The sequence below is a fragment of the Flavobacterium sp. LC2016-23 genome (assembly GCF_009674775.1).
GTDB lineage: Bacteria > Bacteroidota > Bacteroidia > Flavobacteriales > Flavobacteriaceae > Flavobacterium.
The window spans coordinates 1-15,201 of sequence record NZ_WKKE01000017.1 but is presented as its reverse complement, the minus strand read 5'-3'; the positions used below and the strand labels follow the sequence as shown (position 1 = coordinate 15,201).

The following is a 15,201-nucleotide window of genomic DNA, read 5'->3' as shown; positions in this document are numbered from 1 at the left end:
CTTAAAAACTTAAAAACAAAAGCTGCAAAGAAAACCTTAGAAACTTAGGACCTTAGCAACTCAGAACCTTAAAAAAAGAATGGAAATAAAACTATTTTGCCCGGCAACTATTGCAAATCTCTCCTGCGGATTTGACGTACTCGGGCTTTGCCTGGACAATGCGGGCGATGAAATGATTGTTCGAAAAGTAGATCAAAAAGGAATTCGCATCACAAAAATTACAGGTGCCGATTTGCCTTTAGAAACCGAAAAAAACGTTTCGGGTGTTGCAGCTGTTGCGATGCTGGAAGCCTACGAAAGAGATTTTGAACCCATAACGGTTGGATTTGAAATCGAAATCTACAAACATATCAAAGCCGGAAGCGGAATCGGAAGCAGTGCTGCAAGTTCTGCCGGAGCCGTTTTCGGAATTAATGAATTATTAGGAAAACCTTATTCGCGCAAAGATCTGGTGCAATTTGCGATGCAGGGCGAAAAATTAGCCAGCGGAAATGCGCACGCAGACAACGTTGCCCCTGCCCTTTTAGGCGGTTTTACTTTAGTGAGAAGCTACAGCCCGTTAGATATTATTCGGATTGATAGTCCTGAAGAATTGTTTGCTACAGTAGTTCATCCTCAGATTGAACTGAAAACATCGGATGCGCGTTCGGTACTAAAACAAACTGTTTCCCTAAAAAGCGCCATTATGCAATGGGGAAATGTGGGCGGATTAATCGCCGGATTATACACCAAAGATTACGATTTGATCGGAAGATCGCTTCATGACGAAATCGTAGAACCATTGCGAAGTGTTTTGATTCCGGGTTTTGATTTAATCAAACAAACGGCTTTAGAAAACGGCGCTTTAGGTTCCGGAATTTCCGGTTCGGGACCGTCGATTTTTGCCTTAAGCCGCGGAAAAGACACAGCGGATAAAATTGCCAAAGCGATGAGCGAAGTGTACGAAAACATGAATTTGCCTTATGAAATTCACGTCTCGAAAATTAATCCCGATGGTGTCCGCATCCTTTAGGATGGGACGCTGTAAGCAATAGGCTTTAGGCAATAAGCTTAAAACCATTGCGGAAAAGAAAAAAGAAAAAAGAAAAAGAAGCAATAAGCTAAGCGCATTTAGGAAAAAGCCTAAAGCCTACTGCTTAAAGCGTAAAGCTACAAAAAAGCCTAAAGCAAAAAAAAAAATGAAATACTACAGTTTAAACCACAACGCACCCGAAGTTTCGTTTAAAGAAGCTGTCATACAAGGATTAGCAAGCGATAAAGGATTGTATTTTCCACAAATTGTTACGCCTTTAAACCCTGCTTTTTTTAATGTAATCGAAAATCTGACCCATCATAATATTGCTTTTGATGTGATTCAGCAATTTGTAGGCGATGATATTCCGGAGGATTATTTAAGAGAAATCATAGCCGACACTTTATCCTTTGATTTTCCGGTGGTAGAAGTTGAAAAAGACATTTATTCACTGGAATTATTCCACGGGCCTACCATGGCCTTTAAAGACGTTGGAGCGCGATTTATGTCACGTTGTCTGGCGTATTTTAACAAAGACAAAAAAGACAGTAAAAACACGGTTCTGGTAGCGACTTCCGGAGATACGGGCGGAGCTGTTGCGAGCGGATTTTTAGGCGTTGCCGGTGTTGATGTCGTGATTCTGTATCCGTCCGGAAAAGTGAGCGACATTCAGGAAAAACAATTGACAACTTTAGGCAAAAACATCAAAGCCCTTGAAGTCGACGGCGTTTTTGACGATTGCCAGGATATGGTGAAAAAAGCGTTTTTGGACGAAAGTTTAGCGCATAAAAACCTGACTTCGGCCAACTCTATCAATATTGCGCGCTGGCTGCCGCAAATGTTCTATTTTTTCTTTGCTTATAAAGCGCTAAAAAGCCAGAATAAACCGTTGGTTTTCTCTTGCCCAAGTGGGAATTTCGGAAATATCTGCGCCGGAATTATGGCGAAGAAATTAGGTTTGCCAATCGAACATTTCGTTGCGTCTACCAACGTAAACGATACCGTACCAAGATTCTTAGAAAACGGAAAATACGAGCCAAAACCTTCCAAAGCGACCATCTCAAACGCTATGGATGTTGGAAACCCAAGTAACTTTATCAGAATTCAGGAATTGTACAACAATGATTTAAAAGCTTTCGAAAAAGATTTCTCTTCCTACAGTTATACGGATGAAGAAACGCTTGAAGCCCTAAAACAAATTTACAAAACCGATGGTTATATCGCAGAACCTCACGGTGCTGTTGGCTATTTAGGTTTGAAAAAAGAATTACAAAAACATGAGAATGCCATTGGTGTTTTCTTAGAAACGGCGCATCCTATTAAGTTTCTGGATGTGGTCGAACCTGCATTGGGCATTACGCTTCCGATTCCTGAACAAATTGAGAGTGTTATGAATGAGGAGAAAGTGAGTGTGAAGATTAAGACTTATGAGGAGTTGAAGGCGTTTTTGGGGTAGTTTACCTCATAAAATTTAAAAGCCACGGATTGCACGGATTATTTTATTCAATCTGTGGCTTTTATTATATATATTATTTAATTTATAATCTCACATTCCAAAAAGGGAATTAAAGCATTGTGAATTTTGTATCGCTTTGAATCTAACTTTTTTGACATTGTCTTTATTTTTTTAAAATTTTCAACATCATATTCAAATTGAAATTCATTGGTTCTTACTTCACGACCAAGTATAGTTAAGTCAACCAAATTATCTATAAATTTTTCAACATCTTCTTCAGTGACAATTGGTATATCAGAATTTATCATAAATTGTTTAATCATTGTTTCATTTATTACAGCACTTCCTCCAACTAATTCAAAAAGAAAATCTTCCATTTGTTTATTAAGAATATTATTCTCGACGAGTAATGATTTGAATATCCAACTTGAATATTCTTTATATGCAGATATGACATCCATTTCTTGAATTATTTCATGTCCCCTTGAAACTGCAATATCTTTACAGCTTTTACAAAAATAAATTAAATCACGTGGTCTTGGAAAAATAGATTTAATTATAAAATCTTTTGTAGGAACACCATTAACTTGTGAAATGAAGAATCTTTCAAAAAGTTCTTCTTTATTATATTTATTGTTACTTAATTCAACAAACCTTTCTTCTATTATTCTTAATAATATTTCTGAATCTTCCCACATTAATCTTGAAACTTCAATCTTATCAGGTTCACGGGCAATAAGTTGAATATATTTAAAAATATCACTACGTAAAAAAATTGTAAGATGAAATGATATACTAGTTTGAATAGATTTTATATAAGATAGCTCTTTAAAAATTCTACCTGATACACCTAATAAACCTAAGATGTATCTACTAAGAATATTTAATCTAGCATCTTTTTTCCAAGATTTATCTAGATTATCTATTAAAACAATTAATTTATGATTTTTAGGAATTAGAACTCCAAAATAATCTTTCATTTCATTAAGTACTCCATCATGAAGTATTTCAGCCACTTTTAACCTAAATTCATTATTATTTCCCGCTCCAATTTTACTAATCTCGTTTTCCCTTAATTTTTTAATTTGCTCCTCTAATCTTGTAGAAAAATCCGTAAGAAAAATTGTTTGATTTAACTCAATAAATTCAATATATTTATTTTCATCTTCAGACAAAGCAAATAGAGGTTTCTGTTTAATTTGATCAAATAATGACTTTGCTATTTGTGAGTAAATTAAAAACTTCCATACTGTTTCAATTAAAAAACCTTTTTCAAATTCACTATTTGATTCTTCCATCAAGGCAACCAACCCATCAACTTCAAAGTTAATTGGTTTAATTAATACAACGTGATTTCTCCTATCTCTTATTAGATCTTCAAATAAGTAATATAATGTAGCCGTTTTCCCTGTTCCTTTTCTTCCTACAACAATGTTATATTCGTTTTTGATTAATTGTTGTGTATGAGATGTATCAACATAATATTGATAAAGTTTATTGCTTTCATGTTCAGCAATTGCTTCACCAAAATCTAAATTTTGAAGTTCACTTAATTTCTTTCGCGTATCAACTCTTTCCCTTTCATTTATTAAAAGCGCAGCAATTTCCTTTTGTAAATTGATTAAAAAATCTTTTACAATTACAGAGCATTCTTGTCTATTACTAAATTTTTTTAATAAGTCTCGAAAATCTAAAGGAGAAAAATATGGTTGCTCAGCTAATAATTGAACTTCCAACCCTAAACCTATCGCCATGCCAGCAATTAGGGCACATTTTGAATTGTGCAATTCATAGCCAGCTCTTGTTTGTGAAGAAAATTGTATCAAAACAGAAGGTACAGAATGTAGTTTTTGAATATACCAACTTAAAGGTAAATTAGCATTTTCACTTGCATCATCAACTATTTTTGGAAGTTTAAAATAATCTACTTGAGTAATAATTTCAAGATTATAATTTGTTTCCGTTTGGCTATTTAGTACTAAAATTGCTTTAGAATCTTTTTCAGGTGTTATTGTTTTCGTTAAATCAGTCCAAATATTTCCAATTGGATCATACGGACGCTCTTTAAAAAAGCCGGTAATTATATCATGCGTCTTAGTATATTTTTTATATCCTAACGTACTTAATAAATTCAATTCTTTATACTTTTTATTTGATTCTTCATAAGAAACATCATTAATTATAAAAATAGGTTTCTTACGCGCCAAAGCGTATCCCAGTTCAAACAAAACATTATCATTAAGACCTGTTAAGTCACAACAAAAAAAATCACTTTTATCAATTTCATCTAATACTTCATTAATAATAAAGCGACCTGAATTCCTTAAATGAATCCAAGAAGTAATTATCGCTTCACCGCTATTATTAATTTGTTCAATAGCTTCTTCAATACACTCTCCACTTGATGAATATTGACTCCCGTATGCAAAAAAACCTGTCTCAGCCATAATAGATTAATTTAGTATTGAAATTTATAAAAAATAACAAAACAAATATTATTAATTTCATAAAATATCACATAATCAAATACTTATTATGAATCTCAAACTTGTATAACCAAAAAAACCGCGGAATTTCGGCTCAAACCACTCCTAAATCTCCTAATCTTTTTCCTCTAGCTAAAGCAGGAGGCAATTAAATAAATACAGTGAACGCAAAAGAATTCAAAATTTTTCAAGGCAACTAACAAACTATTTTTTCAACACCAAGTTGATTAATTAATTTTTAAAAGTTATTTCTGATTTCGTTTACCCGCTTGATATGTAAAACACTTTTCCTTAAATTCAGAAATTTCATCTTTTAATTTTTTATTGGTATTATGCAATAGTTCATTTTGTAATTTCATTATAGACAATAAATCATTCATAGCGTTTAGATTTTCCAATTGCATCATGACTATATCTTCAAGATTTGCTTTAGTGTATGCTTTCATAAATTTTTATATTAAATTTCAATACAAATATATATTAAATTATAATATTTTACAATGTGTTTTTATATCATAATTTAACACATCGAAAAAAGATTATTAATAGATAATAATTTTCTATACTAAATAGCATTATAAAAAAGTACTTAATGGCTGATATTCAAATGAACAGGATCAAAGAAGTTCTAAAAGAACAAGGAAGAACACAAACGTGGCTAGCCGAAAAAATTGAAAAAAGTTACGTAGTGGTGACGAATTACTGCAATAATAATGCTCAACCAAGTATTGACATCTTAAGAAAAATTGCTGAAGTATTAGATGTAGATGTTAGAGAATTACTGGTTTCGACAAAATAAAGAGTAAAAGAGTAAATGAATGAAAATATGTTGTTGCGGTTTTCAAGCTCGTGAACGCAAACAGAAAACTTTCAAAATCCCGACATTCATTTCAAAATACTAAAAAATGAACCTACGTCTTTTTCCTAAAAAAGAAACTACAGCCTCTGTTTGGAATGGCGGATTGACATACGAATATATGATCTATCCGGAAACGGCAAGCTATAGCGATAGGGATTTTCTATTCAGAATAAGCAGTGCTACAATAGAGGAAGTGCCTTCAGCGTTTACCAAATTTAAGGGCTATCACCGATACCTGGTTATGCTTGACAACTCCTTACCTATTGAGATAAACAAAGAGAAAAAAGTATACGAGAAATATGAAATCATAGAATTTAATTCGGATGATGAAGTAACTTCTTATACAAAAGGGATTGATTTTAATTGGATGGTTTCTGAAAAAATAGCCAATCCCAAACTCACAATAACAGATCGTAATCAGAATTGTAATGCTCAGATCATACTTTTATTTTCTTTACAAACAACAGTTATTAAAATTAATGAGAAGCCTTATTATCTGGAAGCTTATGATTTATTAGCCATTGAAAATCAAAAAAAAGAAAATATTACGATTCATTTTTCTAATGAATGTCTCTATGGAATATTGGAATCCCTGTAGTTAATTCAAAAATTTCGGGTAAAGCCAATCTTAAATATCCTAATTTTGTTCTTCCGCTTAAAGCAAGAGCAATTAAATAAATACAGCATAATAATTACCATGATTTCAAAAGCAACCTTACAAGACATTCCGGCATTAGTAACCTTAATCAATTCTGCTTACAGAGGTGAAACCTCCAAAAAAGGCTGGACTACCGAAGCTCATTTATTAGAAGGAAAAAGAACGACTGAAGAGGAATTAACGGAAATCATTTCAGATCCTAAAAATACATTTCTGAAATACACAGCCAACGACAAGATTATTGGTTCGGTTTTACTGGTGGAAAAAGAACATCAGTTGTATTTGGGAATGCTGACCGTTTCACCTGAATTGCAAAATGGCGGCATCGGCAAAAAGATGCTGGCGGAAGGTGAAAAACATGCTAAAGCGCTGGGATTATCCAGTATTCTTATGACGGTGGTTTCGGTTCGTTCGGAGCTTATTGCGTGGTACAAACGCCACGGCTATGTTGAAACCGGCGAAAGAGAAGCTTTTCCTTCAAGCGATATTCATACTAATATTTCAGATCAGCCATTGGAGTTTATCTATTTAGAGAAATTACTTTAATGGCTTAACCGCAAAGTTCGCAAAGGGTTACGCAAAGATTCGCGAAGTTTTTTTTAACTGAATTTTATATTCACGCAAAGACGCAAAGTTTTATTTTCCTGACGGCTTTGAGCCTTTGCGTGATTTTTCAAATAATACCTTAGACACACTGCTGTGCGCCTCTACAGAAAACCTTTGAACCTTTGTTACTCTGTACCTTTGAACCTTAGCACCTTAGCACCTCTTTTTAATCTTCGACAAGAACTCGTGTGAAACTCCCAGATACGATGACAAATTCCTGTTGTTGATCTTATCCACTTTGTGTGAATATTTTTCGATAAACTCCAGATACCTTTGTTTGGAGGTTTTGTTTAAGACATCTAAAAGTCTTTGCTGAATCGCAATGTTGGCTTTTTCGACCATAATGATGTGAAACTGAATTAGCTTTGGCACTTGCTCAAACAAGAGTGTTTTGTTTGCCTTGCTAATCACCAGGATCTCGCTGTCTTCAATGGCCTTGATATTGTAGGTGGTAGGTTTTTGATGATAGAAACTTTCGAGATCACACATCCATTCATTTTCAAAGGAGAAAAAAATAACACTTTCGGTACCGTTGTCATTCAGAATATAGGTTTTGAAAGCCCCCTTTAAAATAAAGCCTTCGTAGGAACTGTTGGAATCCTGAACCTGCAGGTATTCGTTTTTTTTGAGTTTGATAAACTCGGCTTTTTCAACGACAAATTTCCATTCTTCATCTGTTAATGGAATTTTACGTTCAATACTTGATCTGAGGGATTTGTACATGTGTTTTTACTTTTATTCTTACTTGGGGCGTAAGTATTGGAATGAATTAAAAAAATAATGTAATCGATTACGCAAAACTACCTTTTTTAGATGTTTTTGTCACTTAAAAATTGTTAAAAAAACATTTTTTGAAGATTTTTTTTCAAAACATTGAACTTGTTCAACTTTTTTAGGTGCAATTATCCGCAGATTTGTATTGTTAAATATTTTATAAACCCCCAAACTTAAATTATGAAATTTAGATCAAAAATCTCCATGTTCTTGTTAACATTGGTACTCGGTTTTACAGCATGTAATACCGAAGAAATCGGATCATCACAAAATGATGCAAACAGTAGTGCTGCAACTTCTGCAGGAAGCGGCTTAACAGCGAAAGTAGGAAACTGTGCCCAGGTTCCCGGATGGGCCTCTCAAAATGGCGGAACAACCGGAGGAGGAACTTCTGCTGAAACAACAGTCACGACTTACGCACAATTAAAATCAGCAATAGAAAATGCTGCTGTGAAGGTTATTAAAGTTAGCGGTACAATTACGGTTACTACAAGATTGTCCTTTCAGGATCAGACCGGTAAAACAATTTACGGTGCGAGCGGTGCAAAACTGGTTTCTACAAATCAAACCAAAGATGCTTCCGGAATTATCAATATTAAAAGATGTAAAAACATCATTATCAGAAACCTGATTTTTGAAGGTCCCGGTGCTTATGATACTGACGGCTGGGATAATGCTATTCTTGACGAATGTACAAATGTATGGGTAGACCACTGCGAGTTCAGAGATGGTGTTGACGGAAACTTTGACATCAAAAACAAATCCGATTATATTTCGGTTACGTATTCTAAATTCCATTACCTGAAACCACCAAAAGCAGGAGGTTCAGGAGGTTCTGACGATCACAGATATTCTAATCTGATTGGTTCAAGTGACGGTGCTACAGGAGACCGTGGAAAATTGAGAATTACTTTTGCCCGTTGCTGGTGGGCTCCAGGCTGTAAAGAAAGAATGCCTAGAGTTCGTTTTGGAAAAGTACATATCATCAATAGCTACTTCAACAGTACAGTAAGTAACAAATGTATTGCGGCTGGTTTTGAAGCTGATATTCGCGTAGAAAAGAATGTTTTCGAAGGAGTGAAAACACCAATTGATTTAATGACAGGTTATACAGCTGTTACAGCAGTTGATAACATTTTTACAAACACAAGCGGAAATACTGCAGGAAGCAAAACGGCTTTCACACCTCCCTACTCGATCGTAACACTTGCCGCATCCGCTGTTAAAGCAGATGTTAGCGGTGGTGCCGGTGCAACATTAGGAGGGAATACCTGCGGTTCGTTTTAATTAAAAAACTTTATTGCCGTAATTTAAAATATTCATGTACCTGAAATTACGGTTATTAAAATCTGAGTTAGTTAGTTTTAGTTTTAACCACGGATTACACAATCGTAAGATTGTTGTAATTCGTGGTTATTTTTTTAGAAAGAAAACATCCAGTTTTCATCTTTCATCTATATTCTTTATTCTATTCTCTTTCCTCTTTCCTCTTTCCTCTATTCTCTTTGCTCTATTCTCTTTGCTCTATTCTCTTTGCTCTATTCTCTATACTCTATTCTCTCTTAAAGCACCAACTCAGCAAACAACCTCTGAATCGTGTTTTCCAGATCCTCACAAAGTCCCGGATGTGGCCTTGAAGTCTGAATTGCCGAACTTCTGATAGCCGTTAACCATCTAAAACGAGAAGGAATATCCATTTGTGCAATCGGACCTCCATCTTTGGCTCCGTTGGCGATTTTCTCTAATGACGTTAAATTACATTCCAGTTGTTCGATATCAAAATCATCCGAAAGTGCTTCAATTTTACTGGCATTAATGTGAAAAAGTACCTTTATAAATTTAGCTCTTTTGCAGAACAAAATGATCCCGATATTTAGAAATTCTTCGCGCTCCACCCTTGGTACCACACGAATTACGGCATACTCATATAAGTGATTATCTTGCATTTTGAGCCTGGTTTACAAAGATTTCTGAATGATTTAATCGGGTTAGCAAAAACTGTAAATATACATTTCGCAAGTCCTCAGGAGTCTGGTCTGTATCTTCCCATTGCAGCCATTCCAGCGGAATGGTATTGGTAATTTCCTCCAGAATTTCCGGAGTTAGCAAGGTTTTATATTCGGCGTCGACCTCTTTTAAAAGAGAAGCCTGAGGTAATAAAACGTGGTCTTTTATCAGGGCAAACGGACTTTTGGCATGCTGTTCCCAATTGTTCCAGGAATGATGAAAATACAAACAGGCACCATGATCGATAAGCCATAATTCTTTATGCCAGATCAGCATATTGGTATTTTTAAAAGTACGGTCAACATTGGTAATATAAGCATCCAGCCAGACAATCTGCGAAGCCAGTTTAGCATCAACTGTGGTTACGACAGGATCAAAAGTAATGGCACCGGATAAAAAATGAAGCGCCAGATTGAGTCCCTGACTTCCCTGCAGCAAATCCTGAATTTCTTCGTCGGCTTCGGTTCTTCCAAAAGCTTCATCCAGATTCGCAAAAACCAACTCCGGAAGCTGCAATTTTAAAGCCTTAGCAATTTGTCCTCCGATTAATTCGGCAATCAAAGCTTTCACCCCATGTCCGGCTCCTTTAAATTTCAGGACATATTTAAAATCATCGTCGGCTTCTGCCAAAGCAGGTAGAGAACCGCCTTCACGTAAAGGAGTAATATAACGTGTTACATTTACCGTTCTCAGGTCGAAATTGTTTTTCATAAGCAGTATTTACTGAAATACAAACTTACGAATTTAGATTTCTGATTTTATCATTTAAAATTCCAAAAAATCAGGGCAATCCAATCAGTTCACAAAAAAAGCGGGAACTAAAAATCTAAAGATAAAAATGCCTTCCCCAGATTTTTAATAATATCTGACGCGATAAAAGACTGATAACCTGTTTTTGGAAGTGCAATATCAGCCGTTAATCCGTGGATAAAAACCCCTAATCTTGCGGCCTGATCCGGTAAATAGCCCTGCGCTAAAAAACTGGTAATAATTCCCGTTAGAACATCCCCGCTTCCTGCGGTTGCCAATGCTGCATTTCCGGTAGTGTTTTGGTAAATTTTACTTTGATTGATGATAAAGGTCGGTGCGCCTTTCATTACAATTATGATTTTATAATGCTCTGAAAAAGCAATGGTCTTTTCAAATTTTTCACTTTCTGAATCCCACTTGCCTATAAGCCGTTCAAGTTCTTTCGGATGTGGTGTCAAGATGGTATTTTCGGGCAATAATGCCAGCCACGACTTATTCGCCGACAAAATATTTAAGGCATCGGCATCTACCACCAAAGGGCTCTTATTAGTATTTAAAAATTCAAAAAAAGCTTTTTGTGTCTCTTTTTCCTGTCCCATACCCGGACCAATTCCAATTGCTTGTGGCTGTATTTCAAAATGTATTCGGGAAATAAAATTTTCATTTTCATCGGTTACCACCATAACTTCCGGATTGCTTATTTGAAGTATGGCATAACCACATTTTGGAATAAAAGCAGTAACCATACCACAACCGGATTTCAGGCAGGCTCCCGAGGCCAGAACCGTGGCTCCGATTTTACCATAGCTTCCTCCTATAATAAGCGCATGACCCTGAATTCCTTTGTGTGTTAAAGGGTTTATGAGTTTATAAAAAGCTAAAATTTCCTGTTTTGTAATCTGAAGGGGTACTTTCATCTGATTTGCTTTGCGCTTTTAAAATTACAAAAAAATCACTGAGAAGAATTTTCTTATATAACAAAGTTTTGCCTATGAGGATAAATTGAGTGTCTTTTTTTCCGTTCTAAAAAGTAAAAGAAATAGCAAATTAGCAGGAAATCAGACTTAATCTTTACGAATTTTATAATTTAGACTAGCATATTTCGATATTTTTTAAATAAATTTGCCTCACAATTTTATAAAACAACACAATGAAAAATACTGCGCTTACGCACATACATGAAGGTTTGGGAGCAAAAATGCTTCCGTTTGCCGGGTATAATATGCCTATTACTTATGAAGGTATTAATGCTGAACATGAAACAGTTCGCAACAATGTGGGCGTTTTTGACGTTTCACATATGGGTGAATTTTTACTTACAGGACCAAATGCTTTGGCTTTAATCCAGAAAGTAACTTCAAATGATGCTTCGACTTTAACGATCGGAAGAGCGCAATATTCTTGTTTGCCTAATAACGACGGTGGAATTGTAGATGACCTGATTGTTTATAAAATGAAAGAAGAAGAGTATTTGCTTGTTGTAAATGCTTCTAATATTGAAAAAGACTGGAACTGGATTACAGCACACAATGATTTGGGTGTTGAAATGAAAAACCTTTCTGACGACTATTCCTTATTGGCCATTCAGGGACCAAAAGCCGTTGAAGCCATGCAGTCTTTATCTTCTATCGATTTGTCTGCTATCGCTTATTACCATTTTGAAGTAGCTGATTTTGCAGGTTTTAATGATGTGATTATCTCTGCTACAGGATATACCGGTTCCGGCGGATTTGAAATTTATTGTAAAAATGCCGATGCTGAAGCAATCTGGAATAAAGTTTTTGAAGCCGGAGCAGCTTTCGGAATCAAACCAATCGGACTTGCTGCCCGTGATACGTTACGTCTTGAAATGGGATTCTGCTTATATGGAAATGATATTAATGACACCACATCTCCTCTTGAAGCCGGTTTAGGATGGATTACAAAATTCAATAAAGAATTTACCAATTCTGACAACCTGAAAAAACAAAAAGAAGAAGGTGTTACTAAAAAATTAGTGGCTTTTGAAATGCAGGAACGTGCAGTACCAAGACATGACTACGAAATTGTTGATGCTTCGGGTGCTGTCATTGGTGTTGTAACTTCAGGAACCATGTCTCCTTCTATGAATAAAGGAATTGGCCTTGGATATGTTACCGTAAACAATAGTGCGGTTGACAGCGATATCTTCATCAGAATCAGAAAGAATGATGTGCCGGCGAAAGTAGTAAAATTGCCATTTTACAAAAAATAGATTTTCAAAACCCAAATTATCCAAGATTATTTGAGGTTTACTTTATAAATGCATTACACCGAAAAGTGTAGTGCATTTTTTTTTAGCCCTGAATTCACGAATCTTAACATGCAAAAAGTTGGCAATTACCAAAATTATAAGGTCATCGACATTTTAAAGAAATTACTGCTTTTTATCAAAAAATAACCGTAATTTTAGTGTAAACGATGACTTTCTCCTTTATGAAAAAAATAATATTAGTATTTATATTGACCACAAATGCCCTGTTTAGTCAGAATAGCGACAGAACCTGCGAAATACTAAATAAGATAAATGCATTGATTCAGACCGAGCATGTTCGTCCAAAACCGGTAAACGATAGCTTGTCAGTATTTGTTTTTGACAATCTTATCAATGAATTAGATCCTTCCAGAAATATCTTTTTCCTGAGTGAATACAACGAAATGTCTCAAAAATATCGCCTCAATTTAGACGATTTGATTCTGCAGAATGATTGTAGTTTTTTAGCCGATATCACTTCAAAATACAAAGCCGGACTTCTCAGAACCAAAACGGTTCTGCAAAAAATCCAGGCGGAACCGATCGATTATACTAAAAAAGATACGATTCGGTTTTACAAAAAAGCATTTGCGTTCTATCTTCAAAAAGAAAACTTAGAAAAGGTCTGGATGAAGAAACTACGCTATCAAATTCTGGATGATATTGCAGAAACCAGTGATAATTTAGATTCTCTAAAAACCAATTTCAAATCGATTGAATCGGCTTCCAAAAACATGATTCTGACAAATGAAATCTGCCGGATAAATACACTATTGGAAGAAAAAAATACACAGGATGAAAAGCTATACAATTTCTTCTGTACTTATTTTGATCCGCACACCGCCTATTTTAGTAATGATTCGAAGTCAAGTTTTGTCGCTTCCTTATCGAAAGAGCATCTATCGCTCGGAATGACTGTCAATCTGAATGAGAAAAATGAAATAATAATAGACGAAATCGATCCGAATGGTCCGGCTTTTAAGACCGGACAAATCAAAAAAGGAGATCAGATTGTTTCCGTTTCCAATCAAAAAGAAACGCTTCAGGTTTCCTGTGCTTCATTAGAATCGGTTTCGACGATGATTTTATCAGAATCGAATAAAAATATTGTATTAACGTTAAAACGGAATTCCGGCAAAAGCTTTGATGTCCATGTCGAAAAGCAGGTCATGAAAGACGAAGACAACTCTGTTTTTAGTTTTATAATTGGCAAGGACAGTAAAATTGGTTATATCAAAATTCCAAGTTTTTATGCTGATTTAGACGGGAATAGCCGAAAGGGCTGTGCGGATGATGTAGCACGTGAAATAATTAAGCTGGAAAGAGACAAAATAAAAGGTCTGGTAATTGATCTGATTGACAACGGCGGCGGTTCTATGGAAGAAGCGATAAAACTGGCCGGAATGTTTATTGATTATGGCCCGCTTTCTATTGTTGTGGACAATAAACAGGCAGCGTCTGTGATCAATGATCCCTACAAAGGACTTATTTACAAAGGCCCGATCGTAATTTTGGTAAACAGTAATACCGCTTCGGCCAGTGAATTTTTCTCTTCCATTCTGCAGGATTACAACCGTGCTTTATTATTGGGCAGTACCACGCTGGGCAAAGCAACTATGCAAACGATTCTTTCGCTTGACGAAAATAAAAATACGGACTTCCTGAAAATTACGATTAATAAATTCTACAGGGTTACCGGTAAAAGCCATCAGTATATCGGTGTTACTCCGGATGTAGTACTTCCGGAATTTTACGAAGATGTTTATCAAAAAGAAAGTGATTTTCCGACTGCCATTAAAAACGACAGCCTCGCTCCTTTTTTAAAATATAAAACTTATGTAAAACGAAACGTGATCGATAAAATAGCAAAAAACAGTTCGATACGATTAGCAGATAATTATTATTTTAATGACATCAAAAAAATCAATCAGAAAATTGATACGCTGATAAACGTTCCCAAAACAGAAATCACAATGACCCTGGATGCTATTTTTGAGCAGAAAAAGGTAATAAACTCCCTTTGGACGGAAATTCACACTTTTAACGATGATAATAATCCTTTGGATGTTTATAATTCGACTGTAAACCAATTTTTATTAGGCGTTTATCCAACTGAAAAAACAATCAATCAATACCAGATAGACAATCTTAAAACAAACCCGTACTTAAATGAAGCCGTGAATATTATTACGGAGTTTAACGGGTCGAAATGATTTTAGCCCTGATAGTTATCGGTGTAGATTCTTAGATTCTTAGATTCTTAGATTCTTAGATTCTTAGATTCTTAGATTCTTAGATTCTTAGATTCTTAGATTCTTAGA

At 35.1% G+C, this 15,201-nt stretch carries 14 protein-coding genes; 8 read left to right on the top strand and 6 right to left on the bottom strand.

Annotation, left to right across the window (positions count from 1 at the left end; translation table 11 throughout):
- Positions 1 to 79: 79 nt before the first annotated feature.
- Both GJU43_RS15150 and thrC read left to right on the top strand, forming a co-directional pair.
- A complete protein-coding gene (locus GJU43_RS15150) occupies positions 80 to 1,012 on the top strand; it encodes a homoserine kinase (RefSeq protein ID WP_154341595.1) in 933 nt (310 codons plus the stop codon).
- Positions 1,013 to 1,178: 166 nt separating this feature from the next.
- Entirely contained in the window at positions 1,179 to 2,468 is a 1,290-nt protein-coding gene (gene thrC / locus GJU43_RS15145; protein ID WP_154341594.1) for a threonine synthase, read from the top strand.
- A gap of 77 nt (positions 2,469 to 2,545) precedes the next feature.
- On the opposite strand, the gene GJU43_RS15140 is transcribed toward thrC, so the two are convergent.
- Both GJU43_RS15140 and GJU43_RS15135 read right to left on the bottom strand, forming a co-directional pair.
- Positions 2,546 to 4,915, bottom strand: a complete 2,370-nt coding sequence (locus GJU43_RS15140; protein ID WP_154341593.1) for a P-loop ATPase, Sll1717 family — start codon at positions 4,913 to 4,915, stop codon at positions 2,546 to 2,548.
- A 284-nt stretch (positions 4,916 to 5,199) separates the two neighbouring features.
- On the bottom strand, positions 5,200 to 5,400 hold the full coding sequence (locus GJU43_RS15135) for a hypothetical protein (protein WP_154341592.1): 201 nt from the start codon (positions 5,398 to 5,400) through the stop codon (positions 5,200 to 5,202).
- A 146-nt stretch (positions 5,401 to 5,546) separates the two neighbouring features.
- Here GJU43_RS15135 and GJU43_RS15130 point away from each other — a divergent pair, with 146 nt between their 5' ends.
- From GJU43_RS15130 to GJU43_RS15120, 3 genes are all read left to right on the top strand, one after another.
- The gene (locus GJU43_RS15130; protein ID WP_370455648.1) at positions 5,547 to 5,753 is read left to right on the top strand and encodes a helix-turn-helix transcriptional regulator; all 207 of its coding nucleotides are present in this window, start codon (positions 5,547 to 5,549) and stop codon (positions 5,751 to 5,753) included.
- Positions 5,754 to 5,859: 106 nt separating this feature from the next.
- Positions 5,860 to 6,411, top strand: coding sequence for a HutD family protein (locus GJU43_RS15125; RefSeq protein WP_154341591.1), 552 nt, complete (start codon positions 5,860 to 5,862; stop codon positions 6,409 to 6,411).
- 99 nt (positions 6,412 to 6,510) lie between these two features.
- Positions 6,511 to 7,017 carry a GNAT family N-acetyltransferase gene (locus GJU43_RS15120; RefSeq protein ID WP_154341590.1) on the top strand — a complete coding sequence of 169 codons (507 nt, stop codon included), beginning with the start codon at positions 6,511 to 6,513 and terminating at the stop codon, positions 7,015 to 7,017.
- A 213-nt stretch (positions 7,018 to 7,230) separates the two neighbouring features.
- On the opposite strand, the gene GJU43_RS15115 is transcribed toward GJU43_RS15120, so the two are convergent.
- The gene (locus GJU43_RS15115) at positions 7,231 to 7,800 is read right to left on the bottom strand and encodes a Crp/Fnr family transcriptional regulator (protein ID WP_154341589.1); all 570 of its coding nucleotides are present in this window, start codon (positions 7,798 to 7,800) and stop codon (positions 7,231 to 7,233) included.
- A gap of 231 nt (positions 7,801 to 8,031) precedes the next feature.
- Here GJU43_RS15115 and GJU43_RS15110 point away from each other — a divergent pair, with 231 nt between their 5' ends.
- Positions 8,032 to 9,138, top strand: a complete 1,107-nt coding sequence (locus GJU43_RS15110) for a polysaccharide lyase family 1 protein (protein WP_154341588.1) — start codon at positions 8,032 to 8,034, stop codon at positions 9,136 to 9,138.
- A 275-nt stretch (positions 9,139 to 9,413) separates the two neighbouring features.
- Here the strand turns inward: GJU43_RS15110 and GJU43_RS15105 are convergent, their stop codons facing one another.
- The 3 genes from GJU43_RS15105 to GJU43_RS15095 form a co-directional block, all read right to left on the bottom strand.
- Complete coding sequence (locus GJU43_RS15105) at positions 9,414 to 9,797, bottom strand: DUF3037 domain-containing protein (protein ID WP_154341587.1); 384 nt, start codon at positions 9,795 to 9,797, stop codon at positions 9,414 to 9,416.
- Positions 9,787 to 10,569, bottom strand: coding sequence for a HipA family kinase (locus GJU43_RS15100; RefSeq protein ID WP_154341586.1), 783 nt, complete (start codon positions 10,567 to 10,569; stop codon positions 9,787 to 9,789). Before GJU43_RS15100 ends, GJU43_RS15105 begins: the two co-directional genes overlap by 11 nt.
- A gap of 107 nt (positions 10,570 to 10,676) precedes the next feature.
- On the bottom strand, positions 10,677 to 11,525 hold the full coding sequence (locus tag GJU43_RS15095; RefSeq protein WP_154341585.1) for an NAD(P)H-hydrate dehydratase: 849 nt from the start codon (positions 11,523 to 11,525) through the stop codon (positions 10,677 to 10,679).
- A gap of 233 nt (positions 11,526 to 11,758) precedes the next feature.
- On the opposite strand from GJU43_RS15095, the gene gcvT reads away from it, so the two are divergent.
- On the top strand, positions 11,759 to 12,841 hold the full coding sequence (gene gcvT / locus GJU43_RS15090; RefSeq protein WP_154341584.1) for a glycine cleavage system aminomethyltransferase GcvT: 1,083 nt from the start codon (positions 11,759 to 11,761) through the stop codon (positions 12,839 to 12,841).
- 221 nt (positions 12,842 to 13,062) lie between these two features.
- Positions 13,063 to 15,093 carry a S41 family peptidase gene (locus GJU43_RS15085; RefSeq protein WP_154341583.1) on the top strand — a complete coding sequence of 677 codons (2,031 nt, stop codon included), beginning with the start codon at positions 13,063 to 13,065 and terminating at the stop codon, positions 15,091 to 15,093.
- The last annotated feature ends 108 nt before the right edge of the window (positions 15,094 to 15,201 follow it).

Excerpts from the sequence above, each read along its gene's own strand:
- GJU43_RS15110 (WP_154341588.1), top strand. The coding sequence starts at position 8,032 with ATGAAATTTAGATCAAAAATCTCCATGTTCTTGTTAACATTGGTACTC.
- GJU43_RS15135 (WP_154341592.1), bottom strand. The coding sequence starts at position 5,400 with ATGAAAGCATACACTAAAGCAAATCTTGAAGATATAGTCATGATGCAA.
- GJU43_RS15125 (WP_154341591.1), top strand. The coding sequence starts at position 5,860 with ATGAACCTACGTCTTTTTCCTAAAAAAGAAACTACAGCCTCTGTTTGG.
- GJU43_RS15150 (WP_154341595.1), top strand. The coding sequence starts at position 80 with ATGGAAATAAAACTATTTTGCCCGGCAACTATTGCAAATCTCTCCTGC.
- GJU43_RS15095 (WP_154341585.1), bottom strand. The coding sequence starts at position 11,525 with ATGAAAGTACCCCTTCAGATTACAAAACAGGAAATTTTAGCTTTTTAT.
- GJU43_RS15130 (WP_370455648.1), top strand. The coding sequence starts at position 5,547 with ATGGCTGATATTCAAATGAACAGGATCAAAGAAGTTCTAAAAGAACAA.
- GJU43_RS15115 (WP_154341589.1), bottom strand. The coding sequence starts at position 7,800 with ATGTACAAATCCCTCAGATCAAGTATTGAACGTAAAATTCCATTAACA.
- GJU43_RS15100 (WP_154341586.1), bottom strand. The coding sequence starts at position 10,569 with ATGAAAAACAATTTCGACCTGAGAACGGTAAATGTAACACGTTATATT.
- gcvT (WP_154341584.1), top strand. The coding sequence starts at position 11,759 with ATGAAAAATACTGCGCTTACGCACATACATGAAGGTTTGGGAGCAAAA.
- GJU43_RS15120 (WP_154341590.1), top strand. The coding sequence starts at position 6,511 with ATGATTTCAAAAGCAACCTTACAAGACATTCCGGCATTAGTAACCTTA.
- GJU43_RS15085 (WP_154341583.1), top strand. The coding sequence starts at position 13,063 with ATGAAAAAAATAATATTAGTATTTATATTGACCACAAATGCCCTGTTT.
- GJU43_RS15105 (WP_154341587.1), bottom strand. The coding sequence starts at position 9,797 with ATGCAAGATAATCACTTATATGAGTATGCCGTAATTCGTGTGGTACCA.
- GJU43_RS15140 (WP_154341593.1), bottom strand. The coding sequence starts at position 4,915 with ATGGCTGAGACAGGTTTTTTTGCATACGGGAGTCAATATTCATCAAGT.
- thrC (WP_154341594.1), top strand. The coding sequence starts at position 1,179 with ATGAAATACTACAGTTTAAACCACAACGCACCCGAAGTTTCGTTTAAA.